Annotated in this window: 12 protein-coding genes, 1 tRNA gene and 3 pseudogenes; 6 read left to right on the forward strand and 10 right to left on the reverse strand. The window is 67.3% G+C overall.

The annotated features are described in order from the left end of the window. Nucleotides 1–148: 148 nt before the first annotated feature. The 5 genes from rplA to G205_RS12705 form a co-directional block, all read right to left on the reverse strand. A complete protein-coding gene (gene rplA, locus G205_RS12685) occupies nucleotides 149–856 on the reverse strand; it encodes a 50S ribosomal protein L1 (protein WP_009358320.1) in 708 nt (235 codons plus the stop codon). Between the two features lie 180 nt (nucleotides 857–1,036). Further along, nucleotides 1,037–1,468, reverse strand: a complete 432-nt coding sequence (gene rplK / locus G205_RS12690; RefSeq protein ID WP_003803853.1) for a 50S ribosomal protein L11 — start codon at nucleotides 1,466–1,468, stop codon at nucleotides 1,037–1,039. Nucleotides 1,469–1,596: 128 nt separating this feature from the next. Then, entirely contained in the window at nucleotides 1,597–2,400 is an 804-nt protein-coding gene (gene nusG, locus G205_RS12695) for a transcription termination/antitermination protein NusG (RefSeq protein ID WP_009358321.1), read from the reverse strand. A gap of 113 nt (nucleotides 2,401–2,513) precedes the next feature. Continuing rightward, on the reverse strand, nucleotides 2,514–2,798 hold the full coding sequence (secE, locus tag G205_RS12700) for a preprotein translocase subunit SecE (protein WP_009358322.1): 285 nt from the start codon (nucleotides 2,796–2,798) through the stop codon (nucleotides 2,514–2,516). An 83-nt stretch (nucleotides 2,799–2,881) separates the two neighbouring features. Then, nucleotides 2,882–2,954 (reverse strand) — tRNA-Trp (locus G205_RS12705). 274 nt (nucleotides 2,955–3,228) lie between these two features. On the opposite strand from G205_RS12705, the gene G205_RS12710 reads away from it, so the two are divergent. Continuing rightward, entirely contained in the window at nucleotides 3,229–4,446 is a 1,218-nt protein-coding gene (locus G205_RS12710; RefSeq protein ID WP_009358323.1) for a pyridoxal phosphate-dependent aminotransferase, read from the forward strand. Between the two features lie 78 nt (nucleotides 4,447–4,524). Here the strand turns inward: G205_RS12710 and G205_RS12715 are convergent, their stop codons facing one another. Both G205_RS12715 and G205_RS12720 read right to left on the reverse strand, forming a co-directional pair. Next, complete coding sequence (locus tag G205_RS12715) at nucleotides 4,525–5,205, reverse strand: LuxR C-terminal-related transcriptional regulator (RefSeq protein ID WP_009358324.1); 681 nt, start codon at nucleotides 5,203–5,205, stop codon at nucleotides 4,525–4,527. Beyond that, nucleotides 5,202–6,615 (reverse strand): annotated as a pseudogene (locus G205_RS12720) (ATP-binding protein). The gene G205_RS12715 and the pseudogene G205_RS12720 overlap by 4 nt, the downstream one beginning before the upstream one ends. A 125-nt stretch (nucleotides 6,616–6,740) precedes the next feature. Here G205_RS12720 and G205_RS12725 point away from each other — a divergent pair. From G205_RS12725 to G205_RS12745, 5 genes and pseudogenes are all read left to right on the forward strand, one after another. Continuing rightward, entirely contained in the window at nucleotides 6,741–8,315 is a 1,575-nt protein-coding gene (locus tag G205_RS12725) for a PspC domain-containing protein (protein ID WP_009358326.1), read from the forward strand. A 1-nt stretch (nucleotide 8,316) separates the two neighbouring features. Then, nucleotides 8,317–8,628, forward strand: coding sequence for a hypothetical protein (locus G205_RS22890; protein ID WP_009358327.1), 312 nt, complete (start codon nucleotides 8,317–8,319; stop codon nucleotides 8,626–8,628). Between the two features lie 3 nt (nucleotides 8,629–8,631). Further along, nucleotides 8,632–8,889: a PspC domain-containing protein gene (locus G205_RS12735; protein ID WP_009358328.1), complete on the forward strand. Its 258-nt coding sequence runs from the start codon at nucleotides 8,632–8,634 to the stop codon at nucleotides 8,887–8,889. A gap of 167 nt (nucleotides 8,890–9,056) precedes the next feature. Beyond that, nucleotides 9,057–10,082, forward strand: coding sequence for an ATP-dependent 6-phosphofructokinase (locus G205_RS12740; RefSeq protein ID WP_009358329.1), 1,026 nt, complete (start codon nucleotides 9,057–9,059; stop codon nucleotides 10,080–10,082). Between the two features lie 44 nt (nucleotides 10,083–10,126). Beyond that, nucleotides 10,127–10,840 (forward strand): annotated as a pseudogene (locus G205_RS12745) (GNAT family N-acetyltransferase). Here G205_RS12745 and G205_RS12750 read toward each other — a convergent pair. The 3 genes and pseudogenes from G205_RS12750 to ygfZ all read right to left on the reverse strand — a co-directional run. Next, nucleotides 10,802–12,319, reverse strand: a complete 1,518-nt coding sequence (locus G205_RS12750; protein ID WP_009358331.1) for a DHA2 family efflux MFS transporter permease subunit — start codon at nucleotides 12,317–12,319, stop codon at nucleotides 10,802–10,804. The pseudogene G205_RS12745 and the gene G205_RS12750 overlap by 39 nt on opposite strands. A gap of 56 nt (nucleotides 12,320–12,375) precedes the next feature. Then, complete coding sequence (locus tag G205_RS12755) at nucleotides 12,376–12,780, reverse strand: ankyrin repeat domain-containing protein (RefSeq protein WP_009358332.1); 405 nt, start codon at nucleotides 12,778–12,780, stop codon at nucleotides 12,376–12,378. Beyond that, nucleotides 12,780–13,792: pseudogene (gene ygfZ / locus G205_RS12760) on the reverse strand (CAF17-like 4Fe-4S cluster assembly/insertion protein YgfZ); the annotation flags it as partial. The gene G205_RS12755 and the pseudogene ygfZ, both read right to left, overlap by 1 nt.

Genomic DNA, 13,792 nt, shown 5'->3' on the forward strand with positions numbered 1-13,792 from the left:
GGCTGCGTCATGACCATAGCCTAGCCAGCCCGGGCCTGCTGTCGAGTGCGGCGACGGGAAAGGTGGGGCTTAACGCGGAAGGGACCGCCCGGCTGCTGCCGGGCGGTCCCTTCCTGTGTGCCGGAATGGCACGGGATGCTGCTAAAGGCTATGCCTCGATGAGCACCTTGGTGACGTTGGGGTCAACGGAGATGCCGGGACCGAACGTGGTGGCAACCGTGGCCTTCTGGATGTAGCGGCCCTTGGCAGCGGACGGCTTCAGGCGAAGCACCTCTTCCAGGGCTGCGGCGTAGTTCTCGGCCAGCTTCACGGCGTCGAACGAGACCTTGCCGATGATGAAGTGCAGGTTGGAGTGCTTGTCGACGCGGAAGTCGATCTTGCCACCCTTGATGTCGTTGACGGCCTTGGTGACGTCGGGGGTCACGGTGCCCGTCTTCGGGTTCGGCATCAGGTTACGCGGACCCAGGACCTTGCCGAGGCGGCCAACCTTGCCCATGAGGTCAGGGGTGGCGACGGCGGCGTCGAAGTCGGTCCAGCCGGCGGCGATCTTCTCGATCAGGTCGTCGGAACCAACGAAGTCGGCGCCGGCGGCGATTGCTGCCTCAGCCTTGTCACCCGTAGCGAACACGAGGACGCGGGCGGTCTTGCCGGTGCCGTGGGGCAGGTTGACCGTGCCGCGGACCATCTGGTCAGCCTTGCGGGGGTCAACGCCGAGGCGGAAGGCAACCTCAACCGTGGCGTCGAACTTGGACGGGTTGGTGTCCTTGGCGAGCGTTACTGCCTCGAACGGCGCGTAGAACTTCTCCGCGTCGATCTTGGCGGCTGCTGCCTCATATGCTTTGCTGCGCTTTGCCATGCTGCTTGTTTCTCCTTGTGCAGTTGTGGTCTGCGGACCGCGCTGGGCCCTGCCACAGTCGGTGGTCCGGTCTCGTTATTCGGCCCGGATGCCCGACATTTCAATTTTTGATGGTGCCGGTTTCCCGGCGGTGCCGCCCGTCGTCGTCAACTGCCCGAGTCCGGAAGGCTGGACGGGGTATTAGCCCTCGACCGTGATGCCCATGGAGCGGGCGGTGCCGGCGATGATCTTTGCTGCACCTTCGAGGCTGGTGGCGTTGAGGTCTTCCATCTTGGTGGAGGCGATCTCGTTGACCTGGGCCTGGGTCAGCTTGGCAACCTTGACGGTGTGCGGGGTGGCGGAACCCTTGGCAACGCCTGCAGCCTTCTTGATGAGCTCTGCAGCCGGCGGGGTCTTGGTGATGAACGTGAAGGAACGGTCTTCGTAGACCGTGATTTCCACGGGGATGACGTTTCCGCGCTGGGCTTCCGTCGCAGCGTTGTACGCCTTGCAGAATTCCATGATGTTGACACCGTGCTGGCCAAGCGCAGGACCGATCGGCGGAGCCGGGTTAGCGGCACCTGCCTGGATCTGCAGCTTGATGAGGCCGGTGACCTTCTTCTTGGGAGCCAATGTAGGGTCCTTCTCTCAATAACGTCCTGGGACACAGGAGCGTGCCTCAGGTTTTTGGCCGCCATGGCAAGGCGGCCGGCCGTTCCGGTGCCGCTAAGCGGGCAGCGCCGGGACGAATTCTTGGGTTGTCAGATCTTGGTGACCTGGTTGAACGCCAGGGTGACCGGCGTTTCGCGCTCGAAGATGGAGACCAGCACCACGAGGGTCTGGGATTCCGGCTTGATTTCGGAGATGGTGGCCGGGAGGGTCTCGAACGGGCCCTCCTTGACGATGACCGACTCGCCGACTTCGAAGTCGACAGCCACGGGAGCCTGGTTCTGCTTGTTGACCGGCTTGCCCTTCTCGGCCTGCTCTTCCTCGAAGACCGGGGCCAGCATGGAGAAGACCTCGTCCAGGCGCAGCGGCACCGGGTTGTGGGCGTTGCCCACGAAGCCGGTCACGCCGGGGGTGTGGCGGACGGCGCCCCAGGAGGCGTCGGTCAGGTCCATGCGGACCAGGACGTAGCCGGGGATGCGGACGCGGTTGATGATCTTGCGCTGGGCGTTCTTGATCTCAACGACTTCTTCCATCGGCACCTGGATTTCGAAGATGTAATCTTCCATGTCCAGTGTCTGGATGCGGGTCTCGAGGTTGGCCTTCACGCGGTTTTCGTAACCGGCGTAGGAGTGGATGACGTACCAGTCACCTTCCTGGCGGCGCAGCTTGGCCTTGAACTCCTCGGCCGGGTCGGCGGCCGCGGTGGCGGCGGCAGCGGCGAGGGCGTCGGCGGGCTCGTCGTCGCCCTCCCCGCCTTCGGTCTCGGCAACGTCGGAGCCGGCGGCGTCGGATTCGGGCGCGGCGGACTCAACCTCAGACTCGTCACCGGCTTCTGCCGTGATGTCCGCGGACTCTTCCAGCTCAGTCTCGGTTACCCCGAGCTCCTGCTCAGACACTTGGTCTCCTGCTTCCTCATTGCCTAACATGCCTATTTAAATGGCTCAATTCCGCACGCCGCTGTTTCCCTCCGGTTTTCCGGAGTAAACACGCGGCCTGCGGACCTGCAGCCTTAGCTGTCCGTGGAGCCGGAACCGCCGAAGATCCAGCCGATAGCGGATCCGAATCCGATATCCAGCAGGCTGACGATGACCATCATGATGGCCACGAACACCAGCACCACGAGCGTGTAATTGATCAGTTCCTTGCGGGTTGGTGCAACAACCTTCTTCAGTTCGCCAATGATCTGGCGGACGAAGAGCGCAATGCGGGCGAAGAAGTTTGCCTTGGCGTCCTTCTTAGCTGGGCGGCCCTTGGAGCTGCTGGCAGCTGTTTCGGTCACCTGGTCCTCGCTCATCTTTGCAATGCTGGATTACCCGGCCCTGATCAGAACCATGGTTGCTGCGCTTGCCCCGGGATTTTGCCCCGGGGCAGCTTGCGCAGGGCAGACAGGACTCGAACCTGCAACCTGCGGTTTTGGAGACCGCTGCGCTACCAATTGCGCCACTACCCTATGGAGTGAATGTCACTCCGACGACGATCCGCCAGCTTGAACTGGGGCGCACGCCATCATCCGTGTTTTCAACACCGGTGAACCAGTCTACGCAACATCTGCACGTTCGTAAAACCGGCCCGTTCGGGCCCCTCACCAGCGCGTCCTGAGATCACCTGCCGGGGCAGTCACAATTCAAAACGGGCCACCCGAAGGGTCCGGTGAACAGCATAGAGTAGAACTCGTCGAATCCCACATTCCAGCCTCACGGCTGCAAGCGAAGAACGGACCTGCCATGTCTGCCGCCCGCGTTTCCCAACGCATTTCCGCTATTGCCGAATCCGCAACCCTTGCCGTCGATGCCAAGGCGAAGGCGCTCAAGGCAGCTGGCCGGCCGGTGATTGGCTTCGGGGCGGGCGAACCCGACTTCCCCACCCCGGACTACATCGTGCAGGCAGCCATCGACGCCGCAAGCCAGCCGAAGTACCACCGGTACTCCCCCGCGGGAGGGCTGCCCGAACTGAAGAAGGCCATCGCCGAGAAGACTCTCCGCGACTCGGGCTACGCCGTCGACCCGTCCCAGGTGCTGGTCACCAACGGCGGCAAGCAGGCGGTCTACAACACGTTCGCCACCTTGGTGGATCCGGGTGACGAGGTCATCGTTCCCACCCCCTTCTGGACCACCTACCCGGAGGCCATCCGGCTGGCCGGCGGCGTTCCGGTCGAGGTTTTCGCCGGCCCGGAGCAGGATTACCTGGTGACCGTCGAGCAGCTCGAGGCTGCCGTCACGGACCGCACCAAGATCCTGCTGTTCGTCTCGCCGTCGAACCCCACGGGCTCGGTCTACTCCCCGGAACAGGTGGCCGAGATCGGCAAGTGGGCCGCGGCGAAGGGCCTCTGGGTGGTCACCGACGAGATCTACGAGCACCTGACCTACGACGGCGTCCCCTTCACCTCCATCGCCACCGCCGCTCCCGAGCTGGGCGACAAGGTGGTCATCCTCAACGGCGTGGCCAAGACCTACGCCATGACCGGCTGGCGCGTGGGCTGGATGATCGGCCCCGCAGACGTCATCAAGGCCGCCACCAACCTGCAGTCGCACGCTACCTCCAACGTCTCCAACATCATGCAGATCGCCGCGCTTGCCGCTGTCTCCGGCCCGCTGACCGCCGTGGACGAGATGAAGGTCGCGTTCGACCGCCGCCGGAAGGCCATCGTCGCGGGCCTGAACGCCATCGAGGGCGTCGAATGCCCGACGCCGAAGGGTGCGTTCTACGTCTACGCGGACGTTCGCGCGCTGCTGGGCAAGGAGTTCCCGACGGCGTCAGGCACCGCCACGCCGCAGACCTCCGCGGAACTGGCTTCGCTGATCCTGGACGAGGTTGAGGTGGCCGTGGTTCCCGGCGAGGCGTTCGGCCCCTCCGGTTACCTGCGCCTGTCCTACGCCCTGGGCGACGAGGACCTGGCCACCGGTGTGCAGCGCCTGCAGGACTTCCTCGGCAAGGCCCAGTAACTCCCCCCACACCGGTTGCTCCATCACTTTTGGTCCCTAAACCGCCCTTTTAGGGACAAGTGATGGAGCAACTTTGGTTTAGAGGAGGCGGCGTTCGGCGGCCCACTTGGTGAGCTCATGCCGGCTGGAAAGCTGGAGCTTCCGCAGCACCGCCGAGACGTGGGTTTCCACCGTCTTGATGCTGATGAACAGCTCCTTGGCGACTTCCTTGTAGCTGTAGCCGCGGGCGATCAGGCGCATGACCTCCAGTTCCCGGGCCGAGAGCTTGTCCAGTTCGTCGTCGGCGATGTCGGCCGGGGCGGTGCCGAACGCGTCCAGGACAAACCCTGCCAGGCGGGGCGAAAACACGGCGTCGCCGCCGGCCACGCGGAACACCGCGTCGGTAATCTCGGCGCCGGAGATGGTCTTGGTGACGTACCCGCGGGCGCCGGCGCGGATCACGGCCACCACGTCCTCGGCGGCGTCGGAGACACTGAGGGCCAGGAACCGGGTGGAACCCAGCAGCGGGGCGGAACCGGCGATCACCTCGCGCCCGCCGCCGCCCAGCCCGCCGGGCAGGTGCACATCCAGCAGCACCACGTCCGGGCGCTGCTCGGCGATCACTGCGATGGCCTGTTCCACGGTGGCGGCTTCTCCCACCACCTGGATGCTGGCGTCAAGGTCAGCCTTCAGCCCGGACCTGAAGATCGCATGGTCGTCCACGATGACCACGCGGACGGAGTTCACGGGACGGGAGGCCGCCCCCTGGCTGGTGTTCATGATGTCCCTTCCGAGTTGTCCGTGCCTGCCGCCTGCAACCGCAAACGCACTTCCGTGCCGGCTCCGGTGCTGAGGATGGTGGCGGTGCCGCCGTGCCGTTTCATCCTGCCGATGATCGATTCCCGCACGCCCAGCCGGTCCTCGGGCACGTCCGAGAGTTCAAAGCCGGGCCGGTCCTTGATGAAAACCTCCGCCTGCCCGTCCGAAGCCTCGAGGTAGACGGATACCGTGCCGCCGCCGTGCCGCGAAGCGTTGAGCATCGCCTCGCGGCTGGCCTGGACCAGGGCTTCGTGTGCCTCGGTCATGGCGGTGTCCCCCACGCTGACGACGTCGACGGCGTTGCCCAGCAGGTCCTCCACCTCCGCGGCGACCGCCTTGATCCGGTCCGACAACTGCCCCGCTTCACGGCCGGGGTCCTGGAACAGCCAGCCGCGAAGTTCACGCTCCTGCGCACGGGCCAGCCGGACGACGTCGTGCTCGTTGCCGGCCCGGCGCTGGATGAGGGCCAGCGTCTGCAGGACGGAATCATGGAGGTGGGCGGCGATCTCCGCCCGTTCCATTTCGCGGATCCTGCCGGCCCGCTCGGCCTCCAGGTCCCGCCAGAACTTCAGGGCCCACGGCAGCAGGACCAGCACCACGCCGCCCAGCACAGCCACCGACGCCAGCAGCGCAAGCCAGGTCTGCTCCCAGGAACCGGAGCCGGACACCATCACCAGCACCCCGGCAACCACCAGGGCAAGACCGGCGGCCAGGCGCGCCCAGCCGCCGGCCTGGTCGGCCTTCGTCTTGTCCACCAGGCCGGCGCGCCGCGTTTCATCCAGCTGCATCCAGGCGATGGAGGCGCCGCCCAGGACCGCCGCGGCCGGGATCAGCGTTCCGAGCGGAACGTCCACCCCCAGCAGCTGCGCGATCATGATGCCGGCCACCAGCAGCAGGCCGGAGCCCAGCAGGATTTCCTTGCCGTACTTCATGGTGCGGAAGCGGAACCAGGGCGGGGGCTGAACGGAGCCTGGGGCTCCGCTGGGCCGGCCGCCGTCGTCGAAAGGCGTTGCGGCCCGGGCGGCAGCACCGCCCGGTGAGGCCGCTATGCCAGCGCCCGCGCCCCGGTCGGAAAGGTCCGGAACAGGAGCCGGCACCTGACGGGGAATTTGCCGGCTGGCTCACCGCAGGCGCAATGGGCGACGCCGGGCGGCGGGCATTGCGCCGGGCGGCCTCGTCCGCGGTGGGAACCATGATCCACAGCCAGGCGTAAAAGGCCAGTCCGGCACCGCCGGCGAGGGAGGCGAGTGCCATGGCCACCCGGACATTCTTGACCGGCCAGCCCAGGTGGACCGCAAGGCCCGAACACACGCCCGCGATCACGCGGTCGCTGCTGCGGGCCAGGGGCGGCCTTGCCGGGAGGGTTGTCATGGAACAATCCAAGCACGGATCAGGGTTCCCCGGACCGGATTCCGGCGGCAACCGGGGGTGACTCAGGGGCGGTTCAGGGTATCCCCCAGTAGAGCGCCGACCTGCGCAAACGCGAGGATTTAGGTATGAACTCGCAGACCCCCTCCCCCGACGACGGCCAGCCCACCGAGCCCCTTCCGGGTCCCGGCAGCCAGCGGCCCACCGAGCCCCTGCCGTCCTCCGTGCCACCAACTCCGGCCCCGTCCGCGGGCCCTACCGCCCCGCAGGACGCGGACAGGAATAACGCCGGTCCCGCTGACGGCCGGAACGCCTCCGGCTACCAGCCCGGAGGCAGCATTCCTTCCGGCAGCCATGAGGCGGCGTCCGGCGGGCTTCCCGGCCCGCAGTACGCTTCCACTGCCCCCTCGCAGTCCACGGACTTCTTCACCTGGGTCCGGGGCCACGGCATCCACCGCGGCACCGACCGCTGGGTGGGCGGCGTCTCCAGCGGCATCGCCAACCGACTGGGCGTGGACCCGCTGATCATCCGCGGCGTCTTCATCGTCCTCACGCTCTTCGCCGGCATCGGCGTGCTGCTGTACGGCCTGGCCTGGGCGTTCCTCCCCGAACCGGACGGCCGGATCCACGTGCAGGAAGCCGGGGCGGGCCGCTGGACCACAGGGATGACCGGCGCCCTGATCGCCACCATCGTGGGCCTGACGGGCCTGGGCGGCGGCTTCTGGGGCTGGACCCATAACGGCTTCGGCGGCTTCCTCTGGACCGTCTTCTGGGTGGGCGGCGCCATCTACCTGATCTACTACCTGTCCCAGCGCAACAAGGGCGCCAGGCCGGCGATGGCCGGACAGCAGCCGGGTCCCTACAGCGGCACGTACGACGCCGGGCACTCCGGAAGTGCCACCACCTCCTCCTTCTCCGCCACCGGCACAACCTACGGCACCGCCCCCGGTTCCGGTTCCATGCCGTCCTACGGCGGCAGCCCGGGCACCGGCTCCTATGGGGATGGAACCTATGGCGGCGGCACCGGGGCGCCTGCATACGTCACCTCCACGCCACCGAGGCCGCCGAAGCCCCGGCCTGCGGGTCCGGGCGCCCCCGCTGTGGCCATCGCGACGGGTGCGGCGCTGCTGGTGGGTGGCGGGCTCAAGGCCCTGGACGTCACCAACGTGATTGACCTGGGCGATGCAGCCAATGCGATCGTCTGGGCAAGCGCAGCCGCAGTACTGGGCCTGGGCATCCTGGTGGCCGGCATCCGCGGCAGGACTGCAGGCGTCCTGAGCCTGTTCGCCGTCATCGCGTTGGTCACCGGGGGTGTGTACAACGTGGTGGGCGACGGCGACAGGGTCCGGTTCCAGCAGGTCAATTGGAGCCCGGCCACCATAGCGGAGGCCCAGGACGGGTACGACGTCACGGCCGGACGGGGAACTGTGGACCTCACCAACCTGGCTGACGACGCCCCGCTGAGCTCCGACGTCGTCATCCCGCTGGACATCACCGCCAGCAACGTGACTGTGGTCATCCCGGACAACGTGCCCGTGGACATCAAGGCGGACATGACCATGGGAAACCTCAATGAGGTGACCGGACAGCGCGGCGGCACCACCACCCGCGAAAGCAGCTACAACACCGACGAGCCCGGCAGCCGCCTGGTGGTCCAGATCGACGGCACGTTCAGCAACGTCACCATCGAGGAAGGCAACTGAAATGAGCAACAGCAACCAGGCCCCCGGGCCCCGGACCCCCGAACCCCGGACCACTGGCTCCTACTCCGCGGGCGTCCCGACGGCGGCAAGCACCGATGCAGGAACGGCACCGGCCCGGGTGGGCACGGTGGTATGGGGACTGATTGTCCTGGCACTGGCGGCCCTGATCATCGTGGCCCAGCTGGGCATCGTGACCCTCAACGGCACCTACGTCCTGATCGGGCTCATGATCGGAGCCGGCGCCGCGCTGGTGGTGGGCGGACTGCTGTCGGCCCGCAAACGTGACAATGAACCAACAACAGGGAAGTCTTGAACCATGGACAAGTTTTTCAGCATCGTCAGGGGCCTCGGCCTGAAACGCGGCCCGCAGCGCTGGCTCGGCGGCGTCCTGGGCGGCATCGCGGCCAAGCTGAACGTGGATGTGGCCTACGTCCGGATCGCCTTCCTGGTGTTTTGCCTGCTGCCGGGACCCGCCGTCGTCTTCTACCTCTTGGCGTGGGCGGTCCTGCCGGACCAGCGCAACGTGATCCCGCTCCAGACCTTCCTGGACCGGCGCTCGCTGAACCGTCCCTGACAACTCTCCCAGCAGCCCCTGCCCCCACCGGGCAGGGGCTGCTGCGTTGCCGGCGGCCGCGGCGTTTGTAACCAGTTTGTGTCGTACCCCACACCTCCCACTACACTTCTAGATGAGCTCAGCGTGGCGCTCTGCCTGTAAACCCTCTCCCAGGATTTGAGCCAAACATGAAAATTGGAATCCTCACCAGCGGTGGCGACTGCCCCGGATTGAACGCGGTGATCCGCGGCGCCGTACTGAAAGGCATCGCCATCCACGGCCACGAGTTCGTCGGATTCCTCGACGGCTGGCGCGGCGTGGTGGAGGGCGACATCATCGACATCCCCCGCACCATGGTCCGCGGCATCGCCAAGCAGGGCGGCACCATCCTCGGCACCTCCCGCACCAACCCGTTCGACAACGGCGGCGGCCCCGAGGTCATCAAGGCCCACATGGACCGGCTGGGAATCGACGCGATCATCGCCATCGGCGGTGAGGGAACGCTGGCCGCCGCCAAGCGCCTCACCGACGCCGGCCTCAAGATCGTCGGCGTCCCCAAGACCGTGGACAACGACCTTGACGCCACCGACTACACCTTCGGTTTCGACACCGCCGTGCAAATCGCCACCGAAGCCATCGACCGGCTCCGCACCACCGGCGAATCCCACCACCGCTGCATGATCGCCGAGGTCATGGGCCGGCACGTGGGCTGGATCGCGCTGCACGCCGGCATGGCCGCAGGTGCCCACGCCATCCTCATCCCGGAGCAGAAGGTCAGCATCGAGCAGATCACCGAATGGGTGAACGAAGCCCACGCCCGCGGCCGCGCGCCGCTGGTGGTGGTGGCCGAGGGCTTCGTCCCGGAGCACATGGAAACCCCGCACTCCGAACGCGGCCTGGACACCTTCGGCCGTCCCCGCCTGGGCGGCATCGCCGACCAGCTGGCACCGGAACTGGAAGCCCGTACCGGCATCGAAACCCGCGCCACCATCCTCGGCCACATCCAGCGCGGCGGCGTCCCCTCAGCCTTCGACCGGGTCCTCGCCACCCGGCTCGGCATGGCCGCCATCGACTCCGTGGTGGAAGGCTACTGGGGCACCATGGTGGCCCTGAAGGGTACGGACATCGAACACGTCGGCTTCCAGGACGCCCTGGGCCAGCTCAAGACCGTGCCGCAGAAGCGCTACGACGAAGCCGCGGTCCTCTTCGGCTGAGCGGCCTGCTCGGTTGAGCGGCCTGGCCGCCCTAGTCTGGGAACATGACACTCGACCCCGGTTCCGCCGCCATCATCCAGCTTGCGTGGGCACGGCGCCTTGGGCTGGATGACGACGCCTTCGGGGCAGCCCTTGCATCCGGTGAACGCGTGGTCCGGGCTGACGATTCAGCGGACCGTGGAGTTCCTCCGCCTCTTCGGCAGTTCCGCCTGGTGGGCCCGCAGTGGGTCATCGACGCCGCGGCGGGCATTCCGGACGAAGAGATGGCACAGCACGTGACCCTCCTGACCCTGACCCGCTCCCGTGGCGGGCATGGCCTGGGCGCCGCGGCACTGTTCTTTGCGGACGACCTGCCGCTCAAGCAGCCGGCAGGGGAAATGACCGTTTCGCACGGCAACCCCGAGGCCATCGAACTTGAGGGCCGGTGCCCGCCGGATGACGTCAACGAGGTGGGCCTTTCCGACCTGGAAAACCGCTACACCATCGTCCACGAGCTAGAGGGACGGCGGGTTCCCCTGGCCTGCGGGGCCTACGCGGAGTGGGAGGGCCTGCTGGCGCACCTCGGTGTCCTGGTGGACCCGGAATGGCGACGGCAGGGGCTCGGGACGCTGGCCGCCTCCATCGCGGCCCATGAAGCACTGGCCGCCGGGCTGACCCTCCAGTGGCGGACGGACGTCAGCAACACCGGGGCGCTGGCGCTGGCCCGCAAACTTGGCTTTTCAGCCGGCGGAATCCAGACCAGCGTCCACCTTGGCTGATGCGGGCGCTCCCGCGCCCCAGTGCTGAACCGGCTGGGGTTTGGCGAAGAACAGCGCCACCGCAGCGCCAGCCAGGACCACCGCGGCGGGCAGCAGGATGGACTGGGCCATCGCCGTCGAGAATCCGCTGTGGAGGGCTTCCGGCAAAATGCCGGTGAGGGCCATCCCTTCGCCTGTCGCACCGGCTGGCCCGCCGGCGGGCAGCTCAGCGGCGAGCCGTGCCTGGATCAGCACGGCGATGGCTGCACTTCCCAGCACCGCCCCGAACTGGCGGGTGGTGTTGTAGACGCCTGAGCCTGCCCCTGCCTGGCGGGGCGGAAGGTTGCGGGTTGCGGTGGTGCTGAGCGGCGCCCAGATCCCGGCGTTTGCGAACCCCAGGACGGCGCTGGGCAGCAGGAACAGCAGGATGGGCGTTCCGGGCTGCATGAGCAAGGCGTTCCAGGCCAGGGCAACAGCCATCAGGGTCAGGCCGCCGGCGGCCAGGTACTTGGGGTTGATCCGGTCCACCAGCTTCCCCACCACGGGCGCCAGTCCGCCTGAAATCAGGGCCATGGGCACCATCAGCAGGGCTGACTGTGTGGGAGTCAGGCCGCGGACCATCTGGTAGTAGAAAATCAGCGGCAGGCCGAAGGCCGTCACGGTGAAGCCCACCATGGTGATGCCAAGGTTGGCGAGCGAGAAGTTCCGGTCCCGGAACAGCCCCAGCGGCAGCAACGGCTCACCCTTGTTGTACCGCTGCCACACCACAAAGCCCGCCAGCACAACCAGGCCGGCAATGATCAGGCTCCACACGCTGACGGGTCCGATGATGGTGCCCCAGTTGTACGTCTCGCCTTCCTGGATGCCAAAGACCAGCAGGAAGAGCCCGACGGCGCTGAGCACCACGCCGGGGATGTCGAACCTGTGCCGGTGGGTGCTGAGGGCGGGAACGTTCCGCAGCGCCAGGATGAAGCCGACGACACCGACGGGCAGGTTGATGAAGAAGATCCACTGCCAGCCCAGTCCGTCCACCAGGACGCCGCCCAGAATGGGTCCCACCAGGGTGGCCATCCCGGCAGTGGCTCCCCACACCGACATGGCCGCCCCGCGCCGGTCTGGCGGGAAGATCCGGGTGATCACGGCCATGGTCTGCGGCGTCATGATCGCGGCGCCGAGGCCCTGCAGCACGCGTGCGGCAATCAGGGTCTCCACGTTCCCGGCCAGTCCGCACCACAGCGAGGCGAGGGTGAACACCACCAGGCCCAGGAGGTAGAGCTTCTTGGGTCCGAACCGGTCGCCGAGCCTGCCGGTGATCAGCAGCGGCACCGCGTACGCCAGCAGGTAGGCGCTGGTCACCCAGATCACCGAGTTGATGTCCGCGCCCAGGCCCTCCATGATCACGGGGTTGGCCACGGAGACGATGGTGCTGTCGATCAGGATCATGAAGAACCCGATCACCAGGGACCACAGGGCCGGCCACGGTTTTGCTACGTTTTCCACTCGCTCATCTTTCTCAGGGCCGGTGGTTGAGCCTGTCAACCACCGGGAAGCAGTGGCTAGCCGAGGAGGTCCAGGATCTCCTGGCGCGCGAACATCTGTGCCGCTGCGCGGGCAGACGGGGAACCGGCGTCAGGATCCGCGCCGGCATCCAGCAGCACGCGGGCCACGTCCGCGTAACCCTTGAAGGCCGCCCCGGCCAGGGGTGTCTGGCCGCGGTCATTGGGCGTGTTGGCGTCCGCGCCGTGCTGGAGGACCAGCCGCACCGCATCCGCGTGGCCGTGGTACGCCGCCAGCATCAGGAGGGAGTCCCCGGCGGAATTGGTCAGGTTGGCCGGGGCGCCTGCCTCAAGATAGGCCCGCAACAGGTCGGTGTTGCCCTCCCTGGCCGCCTCGAAAAGCGTGTGGGCGAGGGCGACGGCGTCGTCGTCGGTCCCGGCCGTTGGTGCGGCGTTGTCAGTCATCAGCGTGGCCCCCTGAGGAATCCGGTCTGGCGCCCCACCACCTGGCCGGCATCGGGGGCCACGATGAGTTCTTGGCTGGCGGGGTACGGCTCATCCCCGTCCAGAACCGTCAGTATCTCATCCGGAGCCACCGAACGTTTTATGACTGCCAGCGCAACCGGCCCATTTCGTAGTGCTGGGCCACCGAGGTCACCGTCCCCACCTTCCGGTCGCCCACCAGCACCGGGCTGCCGGCGGCGGGCAGGGTGTGCTGCGATCCGTCCAGCTGCAGGAACACGAGGCGCCGCGGCGGATGGCCCAGGTTGTGTACGCGGGCAATGGTCTCCTGTCCCTTGTAGCAGCCCTTGGCCAGGTGCACTGCGGTCCGGAGGAGGTCAAGCTCGTGCGGGATGGTCTTGTCATCCGTTTCGGCGCCGATCCGGGGCCGCCAGGCGGCCACGCGCAGGGCTTCGGCCGCGAGGGTGCCGGCGAGGGGGCGGCCTGCAACCGTCTCCTCCAGGGCTGCCGCGGGGACAAGGTATTCAAACCAGGGACGTTCCAGTCCGGGATGGTTGGCTTCGGTCACCGTGGCATAGGAAAAGCCGCCGGCGCTGACATGCGGCCACGGGTCCTGCCAGGCCAGCAGGCCGGACCATTCTGGAATGGCTTTGGTGCTGCCCACAACTGCCCAGTCGGTGGAGACGTCGGCCACCTCGACCCGGAGCATGAACTTCATCCTGTTGAGGAACTCCGCCAGCGGCGCTGCCTCGGCGCCCTCGACAATCAGCCAGGTGGTCCCGCCGTCGTCAACCACCCGCGCATCAAACTCAATCCGCCCCTGCACGCTGAGGAGCAGCAGCTCGCTGGACTCGCCCGGAGCCAGGCCGGTGACCTGCTGGGAGGAGAGGGTGTTGAGCCAGCTCAGCCGGTCCGGACCGGTGACGGTCACTACGCCGCGGTGGGAGAGGTCGACGACGGCGGCTCCGGCGGCCAGGGCGCGCTGCTCGCGCAGCGGCTCGCCGTAGTGGGCCGC

Origin of the sequence: Arthrobacter nitrophenolicus (assembly GCF_000332815.1) — a bacterium.
In the GTDB taxonomy this organism is placed as follows: domain Bacteria; phylum Actinomycetota; class Actinomycetes; order Actinomycetales; family Micrococcaceae; genus Arthrobacter; species Arthrobacter nitrophenolicus.